This is a genomic window from Pontiella agarivorans (genome assembly GCF_034531395.1).
Taxonomy (GTDB): Bacteria; Verrucomicrobiota; Kiritimatiellia; order Kiritimatiellales; family Pontiellaceae; genus Pontiella; species Pontiella agarivorans.
In genome coordinates this window covers 235,919-261,746 of the sequence record NZ_JARVCO010000002.1, presented here as the reverse complement: position 1 = coordinate 261,746, position 25,828 = coordinate 235,919, and the positions used below count along the sequence as shown (strand labels likewise).

The following is a 25,828-nucleotide window of genomic DNA, read 5'->3' as shown; positions in this document are numbered from 1 at the left end:
TTATCTTTACCCGCTTCATCTGTTGAAAAGGAAAAACCATGTCCACGGGATTCAAGGGAAAATTCTACCGCCAGAACATGCTGGCGCGCTATGCAAAAGACCTCGTCCGCCGTTCCCGTTCCCACTGCGAACTCTGCGGGAAAAGCGGTGTTAAACTCGAGGTCCACGAAGTCCCTCCGCTGGATGAAGAACCCAGCGTTGAAGGTTGTGTATTCATCTGCGAAGGCTGCCACCGACAGGTTGACGATCCACGAAAAATTGTTCCTTCACACTGGCGCTGTCTCAACAATTCTCTCTATTCCGAGGTCCCTGCGGTACAGGTCATCGCATTCCGCATGCTCCGGCACGTGGCCGGCATGGGGGAACACTGGGCCGAAGAACTGATGGAATACGCCTACCTCGACCCCGAGGTGGAAGAATGGGCCAACGCCGCGGAATAGCCCCAAACACCCCGCCCACTCTTCCAATTTCCGGAAATCGCTTCTCATCACTTCATAAAAAAGCCTATATTCCGGCTTTCGTTCACAGATGGAGTTGATATGCAGCGGGCAAACCACAAAAAAGCGGATCAGGTTACGGTACGACGGCTGAATATGTCAGCCATTCTTAAACTGTTGCGCGAACGCGGAACGCTGGCCCGCGCCGACCTGGCCAAAGAACTCGGCATGACCCGTAATACGGCCTCCAACATTGTCACCGACCTGCTCAGCGCCGGGCTCGTGGTGGAAACCGAATTCCGTCGCACCGGTGCCGGACGCCCCGGACTTCTGCTTGAACTCGCCCCCAACGGCGGTTTTGCCGTCGGAGCTGAAATCGACATCAACCGCATCATCGTCATCGCGGCCGACTTCAACGGAAAAATTCTCTGGGAACAGTCCGCCGGAATTTCAGCCGCCCAACCGCAGGACGAAAGCATCCAGCTGGCCGAACGGCTGGTGCAGGATGCCCTCAACTGGGGCCGTGGCGAAGGACTCAATCCACTGGGCATCGGCCTCGGCCTTGCTGGACTCGTCGATTCAGAAAACGGCGTACTCACCTATGCTCCGACCCTCAACTGGAGTGATGTCCCGTTCAAAAAACGTTGGGAAAACAATTTCGGCATTCCGGTCTATCTCGACAATGAGGCCAATACGTCCGCGCTTGGGTATCACACCTACTCCGACCGTTCCAAAGCCCGGAACCTGGCCTATCTCAGCATCGGCGTCGGCATGGCCGCCGGACTCATGCTCGAAGAACGGCTCTTCCACGGAAGCTCCGGATTTGCCGGACAGGCCGGACATATGAAAATCAGGACGGACGGCGAAACCTGCACCTGCGGTGACCGGGGATGCTGGGTGACCGAAGTCGGCATCACCGCCCTCGCCCGCAAAGCCGGCCTGCAGTCCATTGATCTGGAGCAGATTTCGAAAGCACTCCGGGATCAGGATGAAAAACTGATTCCGGTCGTCGATGAAATGGCTGAAATGCTCGGACTGGGCATTGCCAATCTGGTGAATCTGTTCAATTTAGACACGGTAGTGCTCGGCGGTGCCATGCGCCCCGTTCTTCCCTATATGCTCGAAACAACCAAATCCGTCGTCGATGAGCGTGCTCTGAAACAGCCGCGAAAAAATGTCCGCATCAAAGTCTCCGGCCGCGATAACGACTCCGTTTTCGGTGCCGCCTGTCTGGTCCTCGACGCCATTATGAACGATCCGGTCCCTCTCGTTCGCTCGCTGATTTAGCTGCAAATCAGTATCGGCAAACCGGCCGCTTTATTCAGCATGTTCCTTTTTTTCAGCGGCAAGCTCTTCCTGAATATCAGTCGATTTTTTCAGATCTTCTTCAACCGTGCGCAACTCATGCTCGAGATCTTCTTTCCCTTTTTTGAATTCTCCGAGACTGCGACCGAGCGAGCGGGAAAGTTCCGGCAGTTTTTTCGACCCGAAAAGCAGAAGCACAATAAATAAAATAACCAGCAGTTCTGAACCGCCCGGCATACCAAGGGCTAATATATTCATAATCAATCTCCGTTAAAATTCTTCATCACCGACAGCAGATCCGGACCTGTATAGAATAAAAACTTCCGTCGGCCCCCGTCCCTGAACCCCCCGGATTTCAACAGTCTGATCGTTCAGTTGCGCGATAAGCCGAAAGGCCTGCCGGTCAATTTCCATAGTGGAAATACTCCACCCCTTGTCGGCCAGAACATCACTGTACTCCTTCCGCACGGTGGCCAAACTGAGCTTTGTCCGCAATCCGGCCCCGATCAGCTCCGTCTGGGGAATCCGGCCGTGCTGATTGAGCTCGTACTCTTCCATCAGCATATACTCCGGAAACAGCAGCACATCCGGACGCAATCCGGGTTGCAGAAACTCCATGGAGGCAGCGGGATCCACCACCGGTTCAGCCGGAGGCTCAGGTGCAGCACAACCGGCCAGCAGCAAAACCGAAACTACCAAAAATAAATACCTCATCTACTTCTCCTATATGATCGTTTCAATACGATCAGGGAATCCGTGCTTCTGTTCCTCCACACGAATCAGTGCTCCACATCACCGATAATCGGGCTGTTGCTGTTCTTCGCCAGTTTTCCAAACGCTGGAAAACATACGGGGCCGGCCGACGGATACCTTCCCCGCCCGAATCATCCTTCTTTTCGCCAGCCCGACCGGTGAATACCGCTGCAGATAAAATCAGGAGCAGCAATCGTTTCATCATCTTTCCCAACCTGTTTCCATACAAAATAGTGACGCCGGAATGTAGGCCAAACAGACATGCTAAACAATGTTTAACCCCTCGCCCGCATTCCAAATCCTGGAAATACAGTTACTGCACCTCCAGACTCTCCGCCATTTCAAAAACACGTGTTTTCATCTCCGCACGTGCAGTGATTTCCCCGAAGGCCTCGATCCAGAACGCCTCTTTCAAATTACCGATCAGAAATATCCCCTCATACGCTGTCGGCTCGGCATTTTTCTGGAAATAGGGCCTGCGGCTTCCGCTGATATACCACCCGCGCTGCCCATTGATTTCAAGCTGTTCGGAATACGCCGCAGTATCGTTGATGATGACCTTCTTCCGATTGATCATTTTCTGTATAATATATTGTTTATCAACGGATGTCAGACTGTTCCAACCTCTGGAAAAATTATAGGTCTCCGAGATAAAACTGAGATAAAAAGACCGCGCCGAATTTTGAAAAAGAAACTGTTCGTAATAGGACGTGTGATAATCAGCCACATAGCGTTCGTTCGCTTCCCGATAACGTTCGCGGATCTCCTCTTCACGGTCCGGCACATTTTCGTCGGCCGACGAACGCAGCCTCTGAACGCCGTCGGGAACGCGTATGGAATATCCGTTCCAGCCGACATTCGGATTGCAAATCGCCCCATCGGAAACCGATGCGGGCTGATAAGACCGGCATCCGGCCAGAACCAGCAGTATACACAGCGAGGTGTTCCATCTTTTTTTCATAGGCAAAGGCTATCTTCCTGTTAGATTGAAAACAAGCCGGCGCTCACCTACTATCCTTCGCCTATGAACTATCGCCCCAAACACATCGCTGAATATGCCGCACTGAAATTTTTTCAGTTCTGCTTCAATATCCTGCCCTACCGCCTCGCTCTGGCCCTGGGGGCCGGCCTTGGCTGGCTGGCCTTCTACGTGGTCCGCTGGCGTGTCGCAAATGCAAAAGAACGCATCCGCGAAGTACTGGGCAGCGATCTGCCCGCCCGGGAGGTCAACCGCATCGCCTTCCTCTCCATGCGATATATGTTTTTCAACATGGTCGATGTCCTGCGCTACCGATTCTGGACCCAGGCGCGTTTCCGGAAATATACCGATTTCCAGCTCGCATCCGACCGGCTGCATGAATTTCTGAAAAGCGGTCGGGGTGCCGTCTGCGCCACACCGCATATGGGCAGCTGGGAACTCGGCGGACGTGCCTCGGAGGTATTTGATGTTCCGCTCTTTTTTATTGTCGGCGTACAACGCAACCCGCTCTTCAATCAATTCATCAACCGCCTACGCGGCGGCACCGGTGAACAGGCCCTGCCGCGCGACGACCCGATGCTGCTGCGAAAGGTCATGCGAAAACTGAAAACCGGTCAGGTGCTGGCCATGACCAATGATCTGCGCTCGAGAACAAAGGGTATCGCCGTTCAGTTTCTCGGCAAGGAAGCCAACATGGTCGGAGGTATGGCCCTGTTTGCGCGGCAGGCCAAGGTGCCGATTTTTCCGATGGTGGTCTACCGCGAATCCTGGACTCAGCACCGCTGCATTCTTTTTGATCCCATCGAACCGGATTTCGCACTCAGCCGCGAAGACGACTGGCAGCGCATGACCCAGCTGACCATGACCATGTATGAAAACGAAATCCGGAAACGGCCGGAGCAGTATTTCTGGTATAATAAGCGCTGGGTGCTCGATCCCTTTATCGAGGAAGTTCCCGAGCCATCACCCGGTCAACCAGCGCCGTCGGAACAAAACGCGCCATAAACGCGCCAAGGTACGCCGGCAGAGTGATAACATAGCGGCGTTTCGGACGTGAACTTTCCAGCGCATGGAAAACTTTCTTCGCCACGTCTTCCGGCGGACGGTTGATAAAATCGACTTTTTTATACTGCTTCTTCCGCCGTGCCGCCTCTTTGCGGTAATTTTCCGCATAACGTACATCATCCGAAATCACATTCTCTTCCAGCGCGGCCGCAGCATTGCGCCGAAATGCAGACACAATCGGACCGGGCTCAATCAGACTCAGCGAAATCCCGCTTCCGGAAAGTTCAACCCGCTGGGCGTCGGCCAGCGCTTCAACCGCAAATTTGGAAGCGCAGTAATTTCCAACCATTGGAGCGGCAATCACGCCATAGATGGAACTGACGGTCACAATACGCCCCCATTCCTGCGCCCGGAAAGTCGGAATCAGGCCGTTGGTCAGCTCCTGCAATCCGAATACATTCACCTCAAACTGCCGTCGAAGTGCATCGCGACTTAGATCCTCCACCGCACCGGGCATCGCCATTCCGGCATTATTCACCAAACCGCCCAGCCCTTCCGGAACTTTTTCCAGCAGCGTATGCACGCAGGACTGCACCGACTCACTGCTTCCGAGATCCAGTTCCAGTGCATCAAAGCCTGCATTTCTCAGCGTCTGAAGATCATCGGCTTTCCGCGCCGTCGGAAAAACCGTCCAGCCCTGATCACGTAGAAAATACGCCGTCGCTTCGCCGATTCCCGACGAGCATCCGGTCACCAATACGGTACGTTGTTTTACCTGGGCAGCTTTCATAAGCCCGCCATAAAATCGGAATTGCCGCGGCAGGTCAAGAACCACACCCTGACCGGCCCGCCTTGATACCGGACCAATTTTATACCATTTAAAATTGCAACGCGCCGGATTCCCGGTACCTTTCCCGAAATTCACGGACGGAAAAATCATGGTAAAACTGGACGAAACACAAACCCCGTTGCGAAAAGATATCCGCTTACTCGGCGAAATCCTCGGACGCACCCTGAAAGCTCAGGCGGGCGAGCGACTCTATGAACGGGTCGAGGAAATCCGCGCGCTTTCAAAAGCTTCGCGCAACGATCAGGATGAAGGTGCGGCGCAAAAACTGCGGGAACTGATTCGCGGACTGGATGATGAGGATACCCTGACGCTGGCCCGGGCATTCGGCCACTTTCTGAATATGGCCAACATTGCCGAGAACTATCACTCGATGCGCTGTCACCGCAACCATGCCGAAGACGCTTTGAGCGAACAGTACAGCAAACTCGAAGAGCTGCTGCCCGAACTGGTCGAACAGGGCATCCCGAAAAAAGAGATTCTTGAAACGCTCAGCCGCATGGAAATTGAACTGGTGCTGACGGCCCATCCAACCGAGGTTAAACGGCGCACGCTGATTCAGAAAAACAGTAAAATATCCAGCCTGCTGGCCAAGCAGGACCGACTGAATCTCACCCCCTTTGAACAGGCCGAACTGCGCTCCGATCTGGAAATCCTGATTACCGCCATCTGGCAGACCGATGAAATCCGTCGCTCCCGCCCCACCCCCGTTGAAGAGGCCAAATGGGGCATGGCCATTATTGAGGAAATTCTCTGGGAGGCCGTGCCCCGCTACATGCGAAGCCTTGACCGTATCGCGGAACAGACACTGGGCGAAAAGCTGCCGATCGACTGCTGCCCGATCCGCATTGCCTCCTGGATGGGCGGCGACCGCGATGGAAACCCCAATGTAACCGCCGAAGTGACCCGAGAGGTTTCTCTGCGTTCGCGCTGGATGGCAGCCGATCTCTATCACCGGGAAATCAACAAACTCATCCTGCGTCTTTCCATGGAAAACTGCAGCGAAGAATTGCGCGCCTGCTGTGTGGGCGATGCCCGCGAGCCCTACCGGGTATTTCTGCGTGGTATCCGCACTAAAATGAGTCTCACCAAAAAATGGTGCGAGGCCCGACTGACAGGCAAAAAGGGCATTCCGAAAACCGACATCTATTACAACACCGATGAACTGCTCGAGCAGCTCAAAATCTGCTACCGCTCTCTCAAGGAAAACAACGGCGATCTGATCGCCGACCGAAGCCTTCTCAGCCTGATCCGCCGCGTCTCGTGTTTCGGACTGTCGCTCGCCCGCCTCGATATCCGGCAGGAAGCACCGCGTCATGAAGAGGCCATCAATGCCATTACGGAATATCTTGGACTTGGTTCCTATAAAGAATGGGACGAAGAAAAACGCCAGACCTTCCTCATTGCCGAATGCCAAAACCGGCGCCCGCTGATTCCGGCCGATATGCCTTTCACCCCGGAACAGCAGGAACTGATGAATACTCTGGATGTGGTGGCCACGTTGCCGCGTGACGGACTGGGCGCTTACGTCATTTCAATGGCCGGTTCACCTTCGGACATACTGGCGGTACGCTTGCTGCAGAAAGAAGCCGGCATCACCCGCCCGCTGCGCGTTGTTCCGCTTTTTGAAACGCTGGCCGATCTGGAAAACTGTGGAAAAACGATGGAACGCCTGTTTTCCATTCCGTGGTATGCTCAGGATATTCAGGGCGATCAGGAAGTGATGATCGGTTATTCCGATTCCGGTAAAGATGCGGGGAAACTGGCCGCCAGCTGGGCTCAGTATAAAGCCCAGGAAACACTCACCCGTGTGGCAAAGGAATTCGGCATCCGGATGAACCTGTTTCACGGTCGCGGCGGCTCAGTGGGCCGCGGCGGCGGACCGGTTGAGCATGCCCTGCTCGCCCAGGCCCCGGGAACCGTTGACGGCCGTATACGGGTTACGGAACAGGGCGAAGTGATTCAGCAGAAATATTCCATCCCGGACAATGCCGTTTTCAATCTGATGCAATATACGGCCGCCGTCACGGAAGCCACGCTGGCCCCGCCGCCCGTTGCCCGCCCGGAATGGCGGGAACTGATGGACCGGATGTCGGATATTTCGTGCACGGCCTACCGCGATATCGTCCGGGACCATCCTGACTTCGTGAAATATTTCCGGCAGGTTACCCCCGAACAGGAACTGGGACGGCTCTATATCGGCAGCCGTCCGGCTAAACGGAAAACCGGCAGGGGCATTGAAAGCCTACGAGCCATTCCCTGGGTCTTCGCCTGGACGCAGATCCGCCTGATGCTGCCCGCTTGGCTGGGCATCGGAGAAGCCCTGAAAGCCGCCGTGGATGACGGAAAAGAACCTGTTCTTCAGGAAATGATTGAGCAGTGGCCGTTTTTTTATTTTTTCATGGATATGCTCGATATGGTCCTGTGCAAAGCCGATGCACGTGTTGCGGAATACTACGACGACTGCCTGGCATCAGATGAACTGAAACCGCTCGGCCGCACACTCCGCGAAAAACTGGCACTCACCAAACAGACTGCAGAACACATTGTGAAAAACCTGCCGGTGAAAACTGAACGGGAAACCCTGCGAGCATCGGTGCTCGTCCGCAATCCCTATGCCGACCCGCTGAACCTGTTGCAAGGTGAAGTGCTGCGACGGATCAAAAAAGATGAAAACCATCCCGAAGTACTGGAAGACGCCCTGATGGTGACCATTGCCGGCATTTCCGCCGCGATGAAAAATACCGGCTGATTTTCTGTCGAGAAAGGCCCTATCCAACGGCCGGAAAAAAAAGACGGGTTTCCAATGATTGGAAACCCGTTTTCATTTCCAGCGATTGGAAATGTCTAACCGAAAAACGCTGCGCCCAGAGAACGGATGGCTATGATGCGATCCGTATCTTTCACAGCAAACATCATGCTGATTTCGGAAGCCCCCTGGTTAATCATTTCCAGGTTTACGCCGGAGGCATGGAAAGCCTCTGTGGCTTTCGCGGCCATCCCGGGCGTATAGTGCATGCCTTCGCCCACCACCATAACCAGCGAAAGGCCGTGATCAATCACCACTTTATCCGGATCCAGCTCATTTTCGATCCGGCTGAGCACAGCAGCTTCCTTGTCAGACAGCGTCGATGTGCGGAGGATAACCGACATGTTATCGATACCGGATGGCGTGTGCTCGAAAGGAATCCCTTCATCCTCCAGGATCTGGAGTAAACGCCGGCCGAAACCGACTTCGCGGTTCATCATATATTTATCGATGTAAATCGCACTGAATCCGTCAGCACTGGAAATGCCGACCACCGAACCGAGCTCCGGCTTGCGAGAAGGGACCACCATGGTTCCCGGTGCGGACGGATTATTGGTATTTTTGATGCAGATCGGAATTTCGGCATGAACGGCGGGAATAATGGCCTCATCGTGAAAAACGCCGAAACCGGCATAGGCCAGCTCCCGCATTTCGCGGTACGTCATACAATCGATCGCCGGCGGGTTGTCGATAATCCGCGGATCCATTGCACAGACCGAATCCACATCGGTGAAATTTTCATAGACTTCAGCCTTCACAGCGGCCGCAAGAATAGCCCCGGTGATGTCAGAACCGCCGCGAGGAAACGTCGCCACTTCACCACTTTTGGTACAACCGAAAAATCCCGGAAAAATGATAATCTCCGCTTCGTATTTCAATTTAGCGAGATTCTCGAAAGATTCGGGAAGCACCTCGGCGTTGCCGAATTCGTCAGAAAGCAGCATTCCGGCAGCGCCCGGGTTGACATATTTTGCCGGGCAGCCTTTTTTGATGAATGCTTCAGCAATAATCTTGGCGTTGTTATCCTCACCGGAGGCTTTCATCGTATCCATAAACTGCAAGTCGTTGGAGCTGCGGTTCTCAATACGTCCCTGCAGATCGGCCCGGATGGTTTGAATGATCGTTTCCGGCAGATCCAGTTCCTGCCGGATTTCGCCGTACCGGCCGACCACTTCTTCCAAAGCCGGTTCATAGTCGTCTCCGGCCAGCACTGTTTCGCCGAGCGCAATCAGCAGATCAGTAACTTTGGTATCCTCGCTGAAACGTTTTCCCGGAGCCGACACCACCACCATGCGGCGATCAGCATCGGATACCACAATGTCAATAATCTTGGAAATCTGCTCTGCATTCGCGACGGAGGAGCCGCCGAATTTAACTACTTTCATATCTTACCTTCTTTCAAACCCTCGCACACAGACTTCATCGTCTGTGTTTAGGGGTTCATCATGAATTATCCAAAGTCTTCAAGGCGCATACGGATCGGTTCGGCGCAGGACACATCCAGTGCCTGGATCGCATTCATCGCCCCGACGAATTCCGATTCTCTGGCTTTCTGCGTCAGCATCACCACCGGCGCACGACCGCTTTCATGACGCTCTTTCTGAACCACAGATGCAATACTGATATTATGTTCACCAAAAATATTCATCACTTTGGCCATCGCTCCGGGCTTGTCTTCCAGACAAAGGCGAATGTAGCAACGCTTCTCAATATTATCGGCCGAACAGTATTTCAGCTCCGTTTTCTGCAGCATCATGGTAACGCTGACCGGCGGACCGACCCTGTTCAGGGTATCGGATGCTGCTTCCATAATATCGCCGATGACGGCCGACCCAGTCGGCAAACGCCCGGCACCACGACCGTAATACATGGTATCATCAACGATGTCGCCCTTCACAAAAACGGCATTAAAGGAATCCGCAACCGATGCAATCATATGCTCTTTCGGAACCAGTGCCGGTTCCACGGAAAGTTCAACTTCGCCGTTATTGTCTTTGATGATCGCCAGCAGCTTGATCTGATAACCCAATTCATCGGCATTTTCGATTTCCGAGGCAGAGAGTCCGCGAATTCCGCTGGTCGGGCAGGCCGACATAGGCACGGGGGCGCCATAGGCCATCGATGCCAGCACAACGGCCTTGTGTGCTGTATCGATCCCATCGATATCCAGGTCCGGCGGGGTTTCAGCATAACCGAGCGCTTGTGCGTCGGCCAGAATTTCATCAAAAGGAAGGCCTTCGCGCTCCATTCGTGTGAGGATATAGTTGCAGGTGCCGTTAAGGATTCCGTAGATACTTTCAATCTGGTTTCCAATCAGCCCTGCACGCTGGGACCGCAGAATCGGAATACCGCCTCCGACGGCCGCCTCGTAATAGATCCCGGTATTGTTATCCCGTGCAGTTTTATAAATTTCCGCGCCGTAATCCGCCAGAAGCGCCTTATTGGCGGTAATGACCGGCTTGCCCTGCTTCAGAGCTTCGAGCGTGAAGGTCCGCGCAATTGAGGTTCCTCCGACCAACTCAACAATCAGATCAATTTCCGGATCGGCAATTACCGCCATCGCATCGGTCGTCAGCACCCCATCATCCACAGTGATTCCGCGATCGGTTGTAATATCGAGATCAGCAATCTTAGCAACTACCGGAGTAATCCCGGTACGCTCGGCCATCAGGCTTCCATTTTTCTGAATCCCTTCCACAACACCGGCCCCAACTGTGCCGAATCCGAGAATGCCGATTTTGATTTCTTTCATCTATAATATCCTGCTTTCTGGTCAAAAAAAGAGAAGCGCAACCATAGTGATTTGACTTTTCGACTCAAGCCAATTCAGGACATTAAAAGGGGGCTCCACAAACCGGAACCCCCGTATTTTAAAGCCGATATGGATCGGGTTAATAGTCCCGTTTCGGCCCCGACGGATGAACCCTCCGGCAAGTTTTATCGAAAAATCCGCCCAAGGGAACCTTCTTCAGATTTTCCAATCCCAGGAAAAGCCAGTCGTTCGATGCTTCGTACTGAATAATTTCGCCACGGGCATCCGTTACGGTAATTAAATATCCCATATACTTATGACCGAACTGCTGAGAATGCATATTGTAATTCATCAGTTCCACGGCGTTATTGCTCCTGAACACCTTTTCCCGGTCGTTTTCTTTTGTCGGAACAAATTCTGTAACCTGACGATCCAGCAGAATAAACTTATCATCATCAAGATACTGCTCACCGACAGCAAACATTTCGATGGTGAGCGGATGAGGATATTCCCGGGTATTGACCTGCCGGATCTTCAAACCAAACGTCCAGTCAAAGACACGCGGAGCCTCTTCATTAAGAAACGGAGAAGTTTCGATGATTCGCTGAGAACTCTGCTTCGTGAAGCCAATCTCGAACTCCGGCGGATTCGCGAGCGTAATGAATGCCAGATCTTCATCGTTCAGCTCATCCACCGGCACTTTCATCTGTTTTCCCTGAAGGCTTTTCAGCACCACGCTTTTGCCGATTGAACTGACATATATGCCCTCCAGAATTTCACCGTTTTTAAGCGACCATAGCCGAACCGCGGATTCTTCCGGGCTTTCAGAGGAAGCAACAGCCGGCTCAACATCCACAGCCGGGGCATCCAAAACTTCGACATTTCCCCCCGAAGTAAAATCGCTGAACACCGGACCGCCCTCAATAAAACATTCTCCCTCGACTAAATGTTCATAAATCCGGTCCCGCAGATCATGATTCGGCTCCGCCGTTTTAAACATGGGAAGAATGGGCCCCTGTTGCGAATTGAGTTCATAGTCCACCCCCTCTTCTTCAACCACCAGCATCATATCAAAATGACCACCGGGCACTTCCCCGCAAATGACTTCCATATCGAGCGGAACCCCCGGTTCCAACGTAATCCAGTCTCCGATAACCGCAGTATTATTTCCGAGTTTGTAGGTCCGGTTTTTTGAATCATTAGACTGCCACTTGGAAATTTCCTCGGCCGTACCCGGCCAACTGGCATTCAGCACCTCTTTGCCGTCCACACGCACCACCAGAATATCATCGCCCTGCCCCCGGAAACGGAAGGTGATGCCGTCCTTGTGAACCAGCTGACCTTTATAATGCGCCATCCAGCACCAGCCTCCGGTCTCCGGTTCCCCAAAAGCTGTCGGTGCCGTGGAGGAACGTACGGTGGGCACCATAAATGAGGTAGCATACAGTTTTTTTGGAGAACGATAGAACTGAGCCAGCGCGGATGTCCGCCAGCCACTGCGAATGAATTTGGCGATATCTGTTTTAAAGCTGTCCGTGTCCGTAGAGTTTCTGGGTCGCCCCTGCCGATCACGTTTAAAATCATAAAACGTTCCGACGAAATCATTACCAATTGTCTGACCACCACCGAACAGCGTTACCTCTTCAAGATTGGGAACAATTTCAAACCCGCCGATATCCCCCGCAAGCCCATCACCGATTCCACTCATTTCCGGTAACTGGATATCCGGCATACTGGCCTTCCGAACCTGAGTCACAATCCGCTGTGTCTGCTTCGGTTTCGATGACTTCTTCACATTTACCTTCGGCTTCTTCAGCTTCATTTTCGGACGATCCACCGGTTTTGGCGGAACAAATTTTTTCTCCTCTTTCTGAACCACTGTGAACACCACAAAAAGCCCTGCCAGAAAAAACGCGGCAGCATGGATGCCCAAACTGATCACAAACCCGCTTGGCGCACCTTTGACAACTCCCTTGGCTTTTCCATCCCTCTTTACGTCCATCGATACCCTCCTGCTCTATTTAACTTGATGGTACAAAGATACAAAGATTCTGCCTATTATCCTTAATTTTAATCCCTTACATCAGCACTATAATCCCATAGGCATTTTCCGGATCTATATCTCTTGAAAGTTCATTGTATTGCCCATACGGCGCTCTTTGACACCAAACAGACCGTCGACATTAAACAGCTTTGCCTTGCACTCCCCCGAATATTCGAATCATCCGCTCTAATGACACAAATGACTTTTGACTTATCAGGCTATAAGAGCCCCCCCACGGGGAATATGGTCATTTCCTTATTAATTATAATATTTTTTCCATTCAGATTCGCTCTTTTCGGTATATTCAGGTTTGCAGCGGTTCATAAGACATCCGGTTATTCCCGGGGTCTGTTAACAAAACGGGAGCATGTCTACTGTCAGAGCGAAATGGATAAAGGCACAGAACATTACGTCGAGTTTCGAGAAACGAAAGAAGATCCGGCGGGATTCCGTTAATCGGCGGTTAACTGCAGACAAAAAAAACCGCCGGCAAAACCGGCGGTTTAAATAATGGCGGAAAGAGAGGGATTCGAACCCTCGGTACCCCGTAAGGAGTACACCGGATTAGCAGTCCAGCACCTTCAGCCACTCAGTCATCTTTCCGCTAAAAGTGAGGAGGGAAGATAGATGAGCACTCCGGGCTTTGCAAGCGGTTTTTAGCCAAAAACAACCCTCATCCCAGCATTTGAAAAAACGGTTACCAAAAGTGATACTGCCCGTACTTCAAAACGTAGAGGCCCAGTACAAAATTAGTCGTTCCATGCGCGATAATTGCCGCCCAGATATCACGCGTTTTGATGTACAGCAGTCCATAGGCCAAACCGCAGATAACCGCCGCGCCCAGCTCAAAATGCGACACGCTGAAAAAGAACGAAATCAGAATCAGCATCGGCCAGTTCAGAATACCGGCATCAATATTAAAAAACGGACTGCCCTGCATCCAGCGATACAGAAATCCACGGTAGAAAAATTCTTCAATAATCGCGATGATCACCGACGATCCGAACATATGCACCCAGAATGCCAACCAGCCCGTCACACGCGGATCATATTCATGCAGCCCCGCATGCTCGCCCTTCTCAATCACCTCATAGGGCAACTTCGTCCGCTCAACCGTTTCGCCCAATGCGACGGCCTCCTGGATTTCCATGGATTCCGCCGAAAGCGGAACCTCGTAAAGTTCCCGGGTTTTAAACGGCTTCATAATCGGATCCACAAAAAGCCGGTCATACCACTCGGTCAATTCCGGAGCTTTCTGCTGAACAAAAGGCGCCTCAAATCCAACCCAGACGATAAAAATAAATAATCCGACCCCGATCGCCGCCGGGATATTTTTCCAGTTGAGCTTTGGATACCACCGCCAAGGACGGAACACCGCCAGCAGAATCAGACCGCCGATGGTTCGAGCGTTATAATCGCTGAACCAGACCATCATGGTCAGCCAAATGGCAAAGGGAAGAACGTGGGCAATAACGGCCTTCCCGTTTTCTTTCTGCTCTTCCGGAGAAAGCTCTGTGCGCTGTCGTTCGCTCATGGGCCTGCGGACCATGAAAAAGAGCCGCATTTTCCATGGTCTGGAAACGGCGGCCCGATTTCATTGGGTCACTCCTTACGATCCTCGTCTGACGAGGAAATTTCCTGTTTTTCAACCTCGTCTTCCGAGCTGTCCGGCAGGGTACCTTCCTTCTGCCCTTTTTTAAATTCGCCGAGACTTTTTCCCAGCGACCGTGACAATTCCGGCAGTTTTTTTGCTCCGAACAGTAACAGCACAATAAACAGAATTACTAAAAGTTCCGGTCCGCCCGGCATGCCAATGGCTAATGTTTGCATTTCATTCACTCCTTGCTTAAATCTTTCTTCGGTTGGTTTTCATCGTCATCCGGCTCATCCACCGGCGTTTCTTCAGCAACGTGGCTTCCCGTTTCAGGCTCCGCATCGACGCTCTCCTCCGTTTCCTCTTCACGAGGCGGGAGATCACGGTTTCCACTGAAATAGAGGAACCATACACAGAACTCATACAGAAAAATCAAGGGCGCCGCCATCAGGATCTGAGTCACCACATCCGGCGGAGTCAGAATCATGGCCAGCACAAAAATTCCGACAATCACATACGGGCGTCCGGCGCGCAGACTGCTGGAACTGACCAGTCCCATTTTCCCCAGAATCAAAATCACCACCGGCATCTGAAACGCCACACCGAATGCCAGCAGCAGCTGCAGGGCAAACCCGATGTATTTGTTATAGAACCAGATGGATTCCCCGCCAAGCTGACCTCCGATCTTCAACATCAGCCCAAGCGCCAGAGGAAGCGTCACCTTATAGCCCATGTAAATTCCAGCCAGAAAAAGTCCCCCGGAAAACATGGAGATACGGCTCATCATCTTCCGTTCCACATCCCGTATTCCCGGCATTACGAAGAGGCCGACAAAGAAGACCACAAACGGAAGACTCAGCAGCAACCCACCGAAAAAGGTTACCGTCAGCCACATTTTGATAGCCGCCGCCGGTTCGGAAAACTGGAGGCGAATACCACCGGTATGAACCTGTTGCCCTTCATTAAGCGCGACTTCGGCTTTGACGTCATAATAACGGGTACCGTCTTCGGCTGTATACAGTGTATTTGTTGATAACGCATCAACCGGAATCCGCAGCTGCACGGCAGCTTCGCTCAGCACCTCTTCTGCATTCTTAATAATATACGGTTCAGCCGGTGCCCGCAGCACTCCGATCAGGTGATCCGCAAACGGAAGCACAATCAACATTCCCACCGCAAGCGACGCAAACACGCGAATGATCATCCGACGAAATTCTTCAAGATGCTCAAGAAACGGCATCTCTGAATCGTCGTAGCGGAATTTTCCGGTGAGTGACTTAAGCTTTTCGAGCATCGTCCACCTCACCTTCTTCCGGCACTTCAGGCGCGGCTTCGCCAGCTGGCTCAACCGTCCTCTTTTCAACACCGGCATCCTCTAGATCATGTTCCAGATTATGGAATGTTTCATCGGAATAATCCCGCTCCTGCTCCTCTTCTGAATAGCCGTATTCCTCGTCATGATAATCGGCGGAATAGTCGTAATCATCGTCCTCATACGACACATCGTCTGTATCGGAATCGGCGTGGAGATCGCCATACATAATCTCACGTTTAAAACTGTCCGCCGTATTCCTGACCGAAGCCATAAATTCGTTGATTTTGCGAAAGATTTTCGGGGCATCCTTGGCGCCAAACACCATGATCAGCACCAGCATCACCACGATCAATTCCGGTCCGCCCGGTCCAATAAATCCAAGTTGTGAAAAACCGGCTGTCATTTATTCCTCAACAATTACCAGGTTTTCAATTTTTGCTTCAGCCCGCAACGCATCCGCCACCGCACCGATCGCTTCGTTCTTACGCTCATCATACAGCAGGCTCTCAATATCATACCGCACCTCATCATAAGGCCGGGTTTCCGCAGGTTTGTACTCATATACCTTCAGAATATGATAACCGAATTCCGTCTGAAAAATATCGCTGCATGCTCCGGCCGGTGTGGAAAAAGCCACCTCTTCGAATGACGGCACCATCTGCCCGCGTCCGAACCAGCCCAGATCATGCTGACCATCATCACAATGCGAAAACTCTTTGGCCAATGCTTCAAAGTCCTCGCCCTTTTTCAGGCGCTCAAGCGCATTCAGCAGATCCGCATTCACCCGCTCCAGCGGAAGCTCCGGCGAAGGATGCTGAACAATATGAGCGGCATGCACTGATTCCGGAATACGGAAGTTTTCCTCATGAGCGGCATAGTAAGCACGCGAATCCGCTTCCACAGGGCGCTCCACACCCGCACATATTTTTTCAAAATATTTTTCAAGGCGCACACCGTCGGCGATATCGTCCTTGATTTTTTTCACATCGTCCCCGGTCAGTTCAAACCGCTTATTAAATTCATCACTTCCGCCGTGCTGCTCCTGCAGGGCCAGAAAACGGGCTTCGACCTCCTCGGGCCGCAGCTCCTCAATTTCCTCTCGCGCTTTCTGCATCAACAGCACCCGCTCCACGGCGTTTTCACGGGCATCAGACTCAATCTTCGCCGCTTTTTCGTCCATTTCCGTATAAGACATTTCCTGCGAATAGCGCTCACGCAGCATTTGCAGCTCCTGCTGAATCAGCCCTTCACTGACTTCTTCACCATTCACCAAAACCGGCTTCGCTTCTTCGGTCGTTATCTTCTCTTCGCTCATACTACTTTCCACAGCACTTTTTAAATTTCTTTCCGCTACCGCACGGACATAGATCATTTCGCTTCACCGTTCCAGTCTTTGGAACCTGCCCAGCGACCGAGATGTCCGGCGTTTTTCCAACCTCCGGAACCGTCATTTTCTGCTTTTCAACATCTATTATGTCTGCCGCCGGCCGTCCTTTTTGGACAAGCGCGGCCATATCCTTCATAACAGGATCAATGTGCTCGAAGAACGTTTTATAACCTGCACACAGATAGTTCAACCCCGGTTCACCATCCGGCGCCTTCACAAAACGGTGCTTCGGACAGCCGCCGTTACAGGCAAAAAGAAACGCACACGCCTTGCAATACGCCGGAAGCGTATCGGATTTATTTTTTCCGAACTGCTGTTGCTCCGGCGAATAAATCATCTCCTCCAGCGATTTCTCCGCAATATTACCCAGATAATAATCCGGGTACACATAATGGTCGCAGGAATACACCCCGCCATCGTGCTCCATCGCCACCGCCTGCCCGCACCGCTTCGAAAAAGTACACAGATTCGGTTCCAGTCCGCACCAGGCCCCCAACGCAACATCAAACATATTCACAAAAACGCGGCCGACATCCTTTTTCACCCACGCATCGAAAATACGGCTGAGAAAACGTCCAAAACCCTCCGGCGACACCGCCCACGGCATCATCGCCTCTGAATGCTCCTCTGCCGCCGGATCCGGCGGAACCGCCAACCCCAGCCCAATATCATGAGCCGCGCGGTCACCCACACGTTCCACAATCGGAATAAACTGCATAAACGTAACGCCCTGCTCTTTCAGAAACTCATAAATTTCGACCGCTTCGTCCGGACTCTGACGCGTCACGCAGGAGAGCGTATTAAATTCCACCCGATGTTTTTTCAGCAGTTCCAACGCCTGGAAAACTTCTGCAAAAGATCCTTTTCCGTTTTTATTCACACGGTAGCGGTTATGAATATGCTCAGGCCCGTCAATGCTCAGCCCCACCAGAAATTTTTCCCGGGCAAAAAATGCACACCACGCATCATCCAACTTGGTGCCGTTGGTCTGAAAGGCATTATGTACCGGACGTCCACCGGCGTAACGCCGTTGAATCGCCACCGCTTTACGGAAAAAGTCGAGTCCAAGCAACGTCGGCTCTCCCCCCTGCCACGCAAACGAGATTTCCGGCGTATTCTGGCTCTGAATATATTTGCGGATATAGGTGTCCAGCACCTCATCGCTCATCCTGTAGTTTTCCGCCCCGGGAAAGAGTTTCTCCTTCTCCAGATAGAAACAGTATGTGCAGTCAAGATTACACAGCGGACCGATCGGCTTGGTCATCACATGAAACGAACTGGACGCACTGTAGCGAGAGGAGGACATTTTCCAGACTCCGGAACTACGCCTGACGATAGGCCTGACGCAACACAAAATCCATGAGCGTAATCGCCGTCATGGTTTCAACAATCGGAATCGCGCGCGGCACCACACAGGGATCGTGACGGCCGCGGGCTTCAAGCACCGTTGCCTCTCCATCAAACGTTGCCGTATCCTGTGCCTTGCCGATTGTGGCCGGCGGCTTGAACGCAATTCGGAAAACAAGCGGTTCGCCATTGGAAATGCCGCCCTGCACTCCTCCGCTGAAGTTGGTCGTTGTCCCGAGACGCCCGTCGGCCTTGAGCTCAAACGGATCATTGTGATCAGAGCCGAACATACGGGCACCGGAAAATCCCGAACCGATTTCAAACCCTTTGGTTGCCGGAATGGAAAGCATCGCCTGAGCCAGGCTGGCTTCCATCCGTTCAAAAACCGGTTCACCCAGCCCGGCCGGGATATTTCTGACCACGCAGGTCAAAATGCCCCCCACCGAATCTTTTCGCGCCGCGGTTTTTTTCACCAGCGCAATCATCTGTTCCGCCGCCGCTTCATCGGGACAGCGGATCATATTGGAATCAATCTGCTCACGGGTCAGACTTTCCGTACTCATATCCCGGGCATCAATATCACCCACGGAACTGACCCACGAAATAATTTCGGTATTGAACTGCTGTTTCAACCATTTTTCAGCAATGGCCCCGGCCGCAACACGGCCGATGGTTTCCCGCGCGCTGGAACGGCCGCCGCCGCTGGCGGCACGATTCCCGTATTTCATCTGATAGGTGAAATCAGCGTGCGAAGGACGCGGCACCTGACTCATTTCACCGTAATCACCGGGCCGCTGGTCTTTATTGTTCACCATCAGACCGATCGGAGTGCCCAGCGTTTTACCGTTTTCAACGCCAGAAAGAATGATCACTTTGTCTGCTTCGTCGCGAGCCGTGGTCATGGCGCTCTGGCCCGGGCGCCGACGCGTCAGCTGCGGCTGAATATCCGCTTCGCTCAGTTCAAGATTCGCCGGACAGCCGTCAACAATGGCTCCGACCGCTTTTCCGTGCGATTCACCGAATGTGGACACTTTATACAGGGTTCCGAAGGTACTCGACATGGGTTTTCCTTATCTACCGGGTTCCAATCCCTGGATTCCCGCTGGGTTCAAGTTGCTTAAAACGCGTGTTTATAGCACCAACAGCCGCCGGAATGGACGAAAAAACCAAGAAATTCTTCTGCACCCGCAACCCTTTTCCACATAACCTGCACCGCGATTTGAATTGCAAAACCGTGCCTGATATGGACAATCCGCACTCTCTACGCCAAAAAGGATATCGCTTTATTATGGAACCAGAAAAACGCCAGCACCTTCAGGATATATACGCAACCGATACGACACAACGGGACGACTACACGCCGCAGGTCTCTCAGGAAATGATTGCAGAACGAAACCGCGAAATCCGGCGGCACCAGCTGGTCAGTTTCGCACTCGGCACGGCAGTACTGCTCCTTGGTGTCGCCCTGGTCTTTGTCGTGGTCCGCGAATACATGGAAATTATCAGCGAAGCCGAGGCCCCTGCACCGATTACCCAGGAATATATTCCGCGCTATTCCCTCCCCTCCGAATCCCAATGGGTAATGGATTTTCCCAGCCACTATGCCGACCCAGTCTGGAACGGTGAAGGAGAACGCCCCTTCAACTCTGCATGGGTAAAAAAAGCGGCCTTCAACCTCATCCTCGCTGAGCAGGCCATGGAAATCGGTGAATTCAACAAAGCTGCAACGCATTACGAAAACGCCCTCGAAATTCTGCCGGACCTCGACGGCGTGCGGGTCCCGCTCGGCATGGCCTATTTCCAGCAGAAAAAATATGACGAAGCCCTCGCACTGCTTGAAGATGCTTCCGATGCCGATCTCACCTTCGATGTGCTGAACAATCTAGGCGCCGCCTGTATTGAAGCCAAAGCCTACGACAAAGGCGAAGAATATCTGATCCGGGCACTCGAATTGCGCCCCGCCTACCCGGAAGCGCTCAAAAACCAGGCCATGCTATATCGGGAAATGGGCAAAGAGGCCGATGCCGTCAGTGCATATGAAAAATACCTGGATCTTCGCCCGCAGGACAGCAACACCCGCCATAGCTTTGCACTGTACCTCACAAAAATCGGCAACTGGGATCTGGCGGCGGAACAGCTTTATACACTTACTGAAGAGATCAAAAAAGATGCTACACTCTATCAGCTTCTGGCCCGTGTTGAAATGCGCCGGGAAAACAATAAAGAAGCCATTGCGGCCTTCCAGCGTGCCGCTCAGCTTTCCGACCCCAATCAGGCACTCAACTACATGAACGATGAAGAGTTTGACCGCCTTCGCGGCGATGAAGACTATCAGGCGCTCATGCGCAGCATCGAAGAACGCTAACCGAAATAATAGAAAATAGCGTGATTCAGCCCCAGCGCAATTAAGGCCGCCAGAAAGTCATCAATCGTAATACCAAAGCCGCCGTGAATGTGCTGAAGCTGCTTAATCGGCGGCGGCTTTGTAATATCAAATATTCGATGCAGCACAAAGCCGCTCAACAAGGCCCAGGGATCAGTTAATCCGATCACCGTGATCGGCAGCGTCAGATACTCATCGGCCACAATACACCCTGGATCTTTTCCGCCGATAACCTTCTCCGCCACTTCACAGATCGGAATAGAGAGCAGACTCAATACGGCACAGATGATCACTTGCGTTCCGATCTCCGGAAGCCGCATCACCCACCACGCAATCGGCAATCCCACCAATGTTCCCACCGTTCCCGGCATCACCGGACTCAATCCCGTCCCGAATCCAATTGCGATCCACTTAATCAAATTTTTCATTTTCACTCCTGTAATCACACCTGCGCAGGTGTGCGCATTATTAACCTGTTACATATTCCATGAGCCACTGTCTGAGGCGGTTCCGCGGAACAGCAACCGACCAGCACCCCTCTCTGTGAAAAACCATTTCCCGCGCTTCAAGCTTTCTTAAATGCCGCAACAGCGCATCTCCGGAAATACCCGTTTCCACTCTGAGTGCATCAACAGACTTCGGTTCCGTCATCAGTGAGCGAACGATTTGAATACGCCGCTCATGGGTAAATGCCGTCAGACTTTTAAGGATCGTTCCGATATCCGCTTCCGGCCGATCGATCTCCTCAAGAAGTGCTGCAACCAGCGGATGCTCAGTATTGATTCCATAATAGAGATATCGCCCTCTGCGCCACGAACGCAGAAATCCACCATCTCCCAGTCTCTGCAGATGCTTACTCGCAATATCCTCTGCACAGCCGAGCAACTCTCCAATCCGCTGCACATACAACTTCGAATCGGTACTGAGCAGAGTCAGCATTTCGATTCGCAACGGATTAGCCAACACCCGCAGTTGTCTCCAGATCAGATCTTCGCTCATACGGACATTGTTACGCGTACGCTCACACCTGCGCAAGTGTGCACCTTCCAAAAATGCACACCTGCGCAGGTGTGTACCTCATTCCGCCCATTCATGAAGAAGCGACAGCAAACCTACGACAGCCGTATCTGTGCGAAGAATCCGATCCCCCATACCGAGCAACGCAAACCCCTTCCCCCGCAACATCTCCAGTTCATAGTCCGTCCAACCGCCTTCCGGACCGACGGCCAGGACGGTTCGCTGCGCACCATCCGGACATTGGAAATCGCGAATACGCTTTTTACCTGAAGGATCTGCAAGCAGTTTCCAGTGCTCGGAAAAATCGTTTGCAAACCGATCTTCGATATAGGGTTTAAACAACGGCTCAATCTGCACTTCCGGCAAATGCGTACACCGGGCCTGCTGCAACCCTTCCAGCAGCAGATTGACATAAAAATCCGGCTCGATGACATGACTGTCAAAATAGCAGCGCTCCACCTTTCCGGCGCGCAGCAACACAATCTTTCCAACGCCCAGCGCGGCGAACTGCGCCCACAAACGTTTAAGCACTTTCGGACGGGGCATCGCCAGCAACAGATCGACCTTCGGACGGGCCGGCAAACTTTTTTCAAATGAACATACCAGTTCCACATCTTCAGAATCTATACGCTCCACCACACCATGCCCCAACGGTCCGTTTACCACCCCCACCCGGAGCGATTTCCCGGGCGCAGCCTTCAACACCTTGCGGATATGTTTCGCCCGCGCATCAGTCAGCACCGTGCGGTTATTTTTTACTTCATCAGGATGGAGCAGAATAAGATTCATCAGGACAGGATACGGCTCCGAAGCGCTGATGCAACCATCCATTCTTGATGTTTTATTCCCTGAACGGCATGATCAGAAAATGAAAATCCTGCTGTGCAATGACGATGGAATCCACGCCGAAGGCATTAATGCTCTATATGAAGCACTCTGCAAAACAAACGAACTCCGCGTCGTTGCCCCGCATACGGAACGAAGCGCAACCGGCCATGCCATCACGATTTATGATCCCATCCGAACCCTGCCGGTTAAACGGGAGAATGGACTCAGCGGCATTGCCGTTGACGGAACGCCTGCAGACTGCATCAAACTCGCCTGCAGCTTTCTTCACAAAAAGGATCCTCCGGATCTCGTGGTAAGCGGCATCAACCTCGGCCCCAACACCGGAATCAGCGTACTCTATTCCGGCACGGTATCCGCAGCCAGCGAAGCAGTCGTTCTCGGCTTCCCCGCCATCGCCCTCTCCCTGTGCACCTGGGAAAACCCCAACTGGGAAACGGCCGCCAAAGTGGCCCGGCTTGTAATTTCCAACGTCCGGAAAAATCCTTTACCGAAAGACACCCTGCTCAACGTCAACATCCCGAATCTGCCGTTTGAGGCCATTAAAGGCATAAAAGCCGGAAAAATGGGACGATCGCGCTTTATTGAAAAATTCTCGGAACACCGCGATCCGCGTGGCAACCTTTACTACTGGCTCGATGGCGAACTGGAACTGCAGGACGAACATCCCGATACGGACATCCGACTCATTGAAGCCGGCTATGTATCCCTCACCCCGATCCACATCGACTTAACAGCACATAAAGCACTCGATGCCATCCGGAAATGGGAAACGGAATTCTAAAAGTACATCCCTAGCTCTTCGGGAAGCGCGTCATCCGCATCATACCGCTCCAGTTCCCGGTTACAGACCTTGGAAAAATGATTGAGCATGGAATCGCGCACAGTCGCCATTTCAGGACAAACTTCGCCAAGCAGCGTCTTCATCGTAGCCACCGGTTCTCCCACCAGACCGCAAGGAACAATGGTGCCGAAGCCCATGAGATCATTCGACACATTGAAACTCATGCCATGAAAAGAAACCCATTTTTTTAAGCGAAACCCGATGGCCGCAACTTTACCGGCATCAGTCCAGGCTCCCGATTTGCCCTCACGACGAAACCCTTTGATTCCAAAATCGCCCAGCGTTCGGATCGCTATTTCTTCGAGATTTGAAAGGTAGCCATGAGAATCAGCCTCGTTGCCCCCGAGATAGAGAATCGGATAGATGACCCACTGCCCCGGACCATGAAAAGTGACATCACCGCCACGTTCCACATGAAACAGATCAATCCCCAATGCTTTGTACTCCTCTTCAGTCTTAAGCAGATAATTGTCACGCCCGCGGTTACCAAGAGTGACCGTTGGTGTATGCTGTAACATCAGAACGGTATCCGGAATCCGATCTTCCTGCCGCGCCTTCAACAGACGGTGCTGCAAATCGAGCCCCTCCTGATAAGGAACCGGCTCATTAAAACTGACAGACCACGCTTTCATACAAAACAAAAAAGGGAGGACATCGGTCCTCCCTGAATTTTAAATTCGCGGAAGAAATTATTCCGACGGACAGAGTTCCTCATAGGAATCCGCATCCATCATATTATCAACTTCCGATTCATCGTTGACCTTGATCTTGAAAATCCAGCCTTTACCGAACGAATCGTTATTAATCAGTTCCGGCGCGTCTTCAAGCTCGCCGTTTACCTCAACCACTTCACCGCCGACCGGGGCATAAACATCAGCAGCCGCTTTCACGGATTCAACCACGGCAGCTTCATCACCCGCCTCGAATACGGTCCCGACTTCCGGAAGCTCAACAAAAGTCAGATCGGAAAGCTGGCTCTGTGCGAAATCCGTAATGCCGACTGTGGCAATGCCGTCTTCAAGCGATACCCACTCATGGGATTTAGCGTAGAACAGATCTTGTGGAACCGACATTTTCTTCTCCTGGTTATCGATTAAGCGGACCTGAAAAAATGGAGGTGCGGATCGGAGTCGAACCGATCTAGATGGATTTGCAATCCACTGCCTAACCGCTTGGCTACCGCACCTTGTGTTTCAAAAGCGGACACCAATGTAATGATGCGCTCATGCTTTTCAAACAGAAATGACTAAAAAAAACAACGGGTATCGCAACCGTCTCCGCTGTAGCGGACTACGGATTCAAAACCATATTATCAATTAAGCGTGTCGCCCCGATTTTTACCGCAAGCGCCACCAGAGTTTCGGACTCGATAACCTCAACCGGGGCCATCGTTACGTCATCAACAAATTCAATATAGTCAATTTCCGCCCCCGACACCGTCCCGATCAGCACACGCATCTGCTGTCGAATCGACTCCACACTGCGGTCGCCTTCAGCGACCAGCGATTCCGCCAAATCAAGAGCCTGCTTCAAACAAAGAGCCTGCCGACGTTGCTCCGCATTCAGATATCTGTTCCGGGAACTCATCGCCAATCCGTCCGGCTCGCGCACAATCGGTCCGCGGATAATTTTTACAGGAAAATTCAGGTCCCTCACCATCCGTTCGATCACCCGCAACTGCTGGGCATCTTTTTCACCGAAGACCGCCCGGTCCGGCTGCACCAGATTAAACAGCTTTGCCACTACCGTGCAGACGCCACGGAAATGGCCCGGCCTTGATCCCCCGCAGAGCCCAACGCTCAGCCTCGTTTCATCCACCCAGCAACTGGCGTCTGAGGCATACATACCCTCCCCCTCCGGATAAAAAAGGATATCCACGCCCTCCTCCACACAGAGGCTTTCATCGCGTTCAAAATCGCGCGGATACGCATCAAGATCCTCGTTCGGTCCGAATTGCGCCGGATTCACAAAGATGCTCACCACCAGCACATCGCACTGTGAACGCGCAGCCTCAATTAAAGAAAGGTGTCCTTCATGCAGGAAGCCCATGGTAGGGACAAAACCAATCGTTTTTCCGGCACGCTTCAGCTCCAGCGCCGTCTGCTGCATTTCCCTGGGAGATTCGATAATTTTCATACTTAGCCCACTCATCAGAACAACTCTT

The 25,828-nt window shown here is 52.5% G+C and carries 27 protein-coding genes and 2 tRNA genes; 6 read left to right on the top strand and 23 right to left on the bottom strand.

Going from position 1 to position 25,828, the window contains the following annotated elements:
* Positions 1-38: 38 nt before the first annotated feature.
* On the top strand, positions 39-440 hold the full coding sequence (locus tag P9H32_RS01000; RefSeq protein ID WP_322606992.1) for a hypothetical protein: 402 nt from the start codon (positions 39-41) through the stop codon (positions 438-440).
* Positions 441-539: 99 nt separating this feature from the next.
* Complete coding sequence (locus P9H32_RS00995) at positions 540-1,724, top strand: ROK family transcriptional regulator (RefSeq protein WP_322606991.1); 1,185 nt, start codon at positions 540-542, stop codon at positions 1,722-1,724.
* A gap of 30 nt (positions 1,725-1,754) precedes the next feature.
* On the opposite strand, the gene tatA (P9H32_RS00990) is transcribed toward P9H32_RS00995, so the two are convergent.
* The 4 genes from tatA (P9H32_RS00990) to P9H32_RS00975 all read right to left on the bottom strand — a co-directional run bounded on the left by tatA (P9H32_RS00990) (position 1,755) and on the right by P9H32_RS00975 (position 3,456).
* Positions 1,755-2,000 carry a twin-arginine translocase TatA/TatE family subunit gene (tatA, locus tag P9H32_RS00990; RefSeq protein WP_348534442.1) on the bottom strand — a complete coding sequence of 82 codons (246 nt, stop codon included), beginning with the start codon at positions 1,998-2,000 and terminating at the stop codon, positions 1,755-1,757.
* 12 nt (positions 2,001-2,012) lie between these two features.
* Positions 2,013-2,456 carry a hypothetical protein gene (locus P9H32_RS00985; RefSeq protein WP_322606990.1) on the bottom strand — a complete coding sequence of 148 codons (444 nt, stop codon included), beginning with the start codon at positions 2,454-2,456 and terminating at the stop codon, positions 2,013-2,015.
* 31 nt (positions 2,457-2,487) lie between these two features.
* The gene (locus P9H32_RS00980; protein ID WP_322606989.1) at positions 2,488-2,700 is read right to left on the bottom strand and encodes a hypothetical protein; all 213 of its coding nucleotides are present in this window, start codon (positions 2,698-2,700) and stop codon (positions 2,488-2,490) included.
* A 108-nt stretch (positions 2,701-2,808) separates the two neighbouring features.
* The gene (locus P9H32_RS00975; RefSeq protein WP_322606988.1) at positions 2,809-3,456 is read right to left on the bottom strand and encodes a hypothetical protein; all 648 of its coding nucleotides are present in this window, start codon (positions 3,454-3,456) and stop codon (positions 2,809-2,811) included.
* 63 nt (positions 3,457-3,519) lie between these two features.
* On the opposite strand from P9H32_RS00975, the gene P9H32_RS00970 reads away from it, so the two are divergent.
* A complete protein-coding gene (locus P9H32_RS00970; RefSeq protein WP_322606987.1) occupies positions 3,520-4,479 on the top strand; it encodes a lysophospholipid acyltransferase family protein in 960 nt (319 codons plus the stop codon).
* Here the strand turns inward: P9H32_RS00970 and P9H32_RS00965 are convergent.
* The gene (locus P9H32_RS00965; protein WP_322606986.1) at positions 4,415-5,269 is read right to left on the bottom strand and encodes an SDR family NAD(P)-dependent oxidoreductase; all 855 of its coding nucleotides are present in this window, start codon (positions 5,267-5,269) and stop codon (positions 4,415-4,417) included. The genes P9H32_RS00970 and P9H32_RS00965 overlap by 65 nt on opposite strands.
* 148 nt (positions 5,270-5,417) lie before the next feature.
* On the opposite strand from P9H32_RS00965, the gene ppc reads away from it, so the two are divergent.
* The gene (ppc, locus tag P9H32_RS00960) at positions 5,418-8,078 is read left to right on the top strand and encodes a phosphoenolpyruvate carboxylase (protein WP_322606985.1); all 2,661 of its coding nucleotides are present in this window, start codon (positions 5,418-5,420) and stop codon (positions 8,076-8,078) included.
* A 95-nt stretch (positions 8,079-8,173) separates the two neighbouring features.
* Here the strand turns inward: ppc and P9H32_RS00955 are convergent, their stop codons facing one another.
* The 11 genes from P9H32_RS00955 to aroC form a co-directional block, all read right to left on the bottom strand.
* A complete protein-coding gene (locus P9H32_RS00955; RefSeq protein WP_322606984.1) occupies positions 8,174-9,520 on the bottom strand; it encodes an aspartate kinase in 1,347 nt (448 codons plus the stop codon).
* Between the two features lie 65 nt (positions 9,521-9,585).
* The gene (locus P9H32_RS00950) at positions 9,586-10,887 is read right to left on the bottom strand and encodes a homoserine dehydrogenase (RefSeq protein ID WP_322606983.1); all 1,302 of its coding nucleotides are present in this window, start codon (positions 10,885-10,887) and stop codon (positions 9,586-9,588) included.
* Positions 10,888-11,026: 139 nt separating this feature from the next.
* Positions 11,027-12,889, bottom strand: coding sequence for a hypothetical protein (locus P9H32_RS00945; RefSeq protein WP_322606982.1), 1,863 nt, complete (start codon positions 12,887-12,889; stop codon positions 11,027-11,029).
* A 553-nt stretch (positions 12,890-13,442) separates the two neighbouring features.
* Positions 13,443-13,534, bottom strand: a tRNA-Ser gene (locus P9H32_RS00940).
* A gap of 94 nt (positions 13,535-13,628) precedes the next feature.
* Positions 13,629-14,465, bottom strand: a complete 837-nt coding sequence (locus P9H32_RS00935) for a CAAX prenyl protease-related protein (RefSeq protein ID WP_322606981.1) — start codon at positions 14,463-14,465, stop codon at positions 13,629-13,631.
* Between the two features lie 68 nt (positions 14,466-14,533).
* Positions 14,534-14,761 (bottom strand): twin-arginine translocase TatA/TatE family subunit, encoded by a 228-nt coding sequence (tatA, locus tag P9H32_RS00930; protein WP_322606980.1) that lies wholly within the window; start codon positions 14,759-14,761, stop codon positions 14,534-14,536.
* Between the two features lie 5 nt (positions 14,762-14,766).
* Positions 14,767-15,819 (bottom strand): twin-arginine translocase subunit TatC, encoded by a 1,053-nt coding sequence (gene tatC / locus P9H32_RS00925; RefSeq protein WP_322606979.1) that lies wholly within the window; start codon positions 15,817-15,819, stop codon positions 14,767-14,769.
* A complete protein-coding gene (locus tag P9H32_RS00920; protein WP_322606978.1) occupies positions 15,803-16,243 on the bottom strand; it encodes a Sec-independent protein translocase subunit TatA/TatB in 441 nt (146 codons plus the stop codon). The genes tatC and P9H32_RS00920 overlap by 17 nt, the downstream gene beginning before the upstream one ends.
* The gene (locus P9H32_RS00915) at positions 16,244-17,155 is read right to left on the bottom strand and encodes a peptidylprolyl isomerase (protein WP_322606977.1); all 912 of its coding nucleotides are present in this window, start codon (positions 17,153-17,155) and stop codon (positions 16,244-16,246) included.
* A 1-nt stretch (position 17,156) separates the two neighbouring features.
* Positions 17,157-18,533, bottom strand: a complete 1,377-nt coding sequence (locus P9H32_RS00910) for an anaerobic sulfatase maturase (RefSeq protein ID WP_322606976.1) — start codon at positions 18,531-18,533, stop codon at positions 17,157-17,159.
* 16 nt (positions 18,534-18,549) lie between these two features.
* Positions 18,550-19,635, bottom strand: coding sequence for a chorismate synthase (aroC, locus tag P9H32_RS00905; RefSeq protein WP_322606975.1), 1,086 nt, complete (start codon positions 19,633-19,635; stop codon positions 18,550-18,552).
* 227 nt (positions 19,636-19,862) lie between these two features.
* Between aroC and P9H32_RS00900 the strand changes: the two genes are divergently transcribed.
* Positions 19,863-20,939, top strand: coding sequence for a tetratricopeptide repeat protein (locus tag P9H32_RS00900; protein ID WP_322606974.1), 1,077 nt, complete (start codon positions 19,863-19,865; stop codon positions 20,937-20,939).
* On the opposite strand, the gene P9H32_RS00895 is transcribed toward P9H32_RS00900, so the two are convergent.
* From P9H32_RS00895 to P9H32_RS00885, 3 genes are all read right to left on the bottom strand, one after another.
* A complete protein-coding gene (locus P9H32_RS00895) occupies positions 20,936-21,385 on the bottom strand; it encodes a phosphatidylglycerophosphatase A family protein (RefSeq protein WP_322606973.1) in 450 nt (149 codons plus the stop codon). The two genes, P9H32_RS00900 and P9H32_RS00895, sit on opposite strands and share 4 nt — an antisense overlap.
* A 40-nt stretch (positions 21,386-21,425) precedes the next feature.
* Positions 21,426-21,956 carry an ArsR/SmtB family transcription factor gene (locus tag P9H32_RS00890; RefSeq protein WP_322606972.1) on the bottom strand — a complete coding sequence of 177 codons (531 nt, stop codon included), beginning with the start codon at positions 21,954-21,956 and terminating at the stop codon, positions 21,426-21,428.
* Between the two features lie 78 nt (positions 21,957-22,034).
* Positions 22,035-22,763, bottom strand: coding sequence for a 16S rRNA (uracil(1498)-N(3))-methyltransferase (locus tag P9H32_RS00885; protein ID WP_322606971.1), 729 nt, complete (start codon positions 22,761-22,763; stop codon positions 22,035-22,037).
* A 79-nt stretch (positions 22,764-22,842) separates the two neighbouring features.
* Between P9H32_RS00885 and surE the strand changes: the two genes are divergently transcribed.
* Complete coding sequence (gene surE / locus P9H32_RS00880) at positions 22,843-23,604, top strand: 5'/3'-nucleotidase SurE (RefSeq protein WP_322606970.1); 762 nt, start codon at positions 22,843-22,845, stop codon at positions 23,602-23,604.
* On the opposite strand, the gene lipB is transcribed toward surE, so the two are convergent.
* From lipB to panC, 4 genes are all read right to left on the bottom strand, one after another.
* On the bottom strand, positions 23,601-24,296 hold the full coding sequence (gene lipB / locus P9H32_RS00875; RefSeq protein WP_322606969.1) for a lipoyl(octanoyl) transferase LipB: 696 nt from the start codon (positions 24,294-24,296) through the stop codon (positions 23,601-23,603). The two genes, surE and lipB, sit on opposite strands and share 4 nt — an antisense overlap.
* A gap of 57 nt (positions 24,297-24,353) precedes the next feature.
* The gene (gene gcvH, locus P9H32_RS00870; protein ID WP_322606968.1) at positions 24,354-24,737 is read right to left on the bottom strand and encodes a glycine cleavage system protein GcvH; all 384 of its coding nucleotides are present in this window, start codon (positions 24,735-24,737) and stop codon (positions 24,354-24,356) included.
* Positions 24,738-24,776: 39 nt separating this feature from the next.
* Positions 24,777-24,850, bottom strand: a tRNA-Cys gene (locus P9H32_RS00865).
* A 104-nt stretch (positions 24,851-24,954) separates the two neighbouring features.
* The gene (gene panC / locus P9H32_RS00860) at positions 24,955-25,800 is read right to left on the bottom strand and encodes a pantoate--beta-alanine ligase (RefSeq protein ID WP_322606967.1); all 846 of its coding nucleotides are present in this window, start codon (positions 25,798-25,800) and stop codon (positions 24,955-24,957) included.
* Positions 25,801-25,828: the final 28 nt, after the last annotated feature.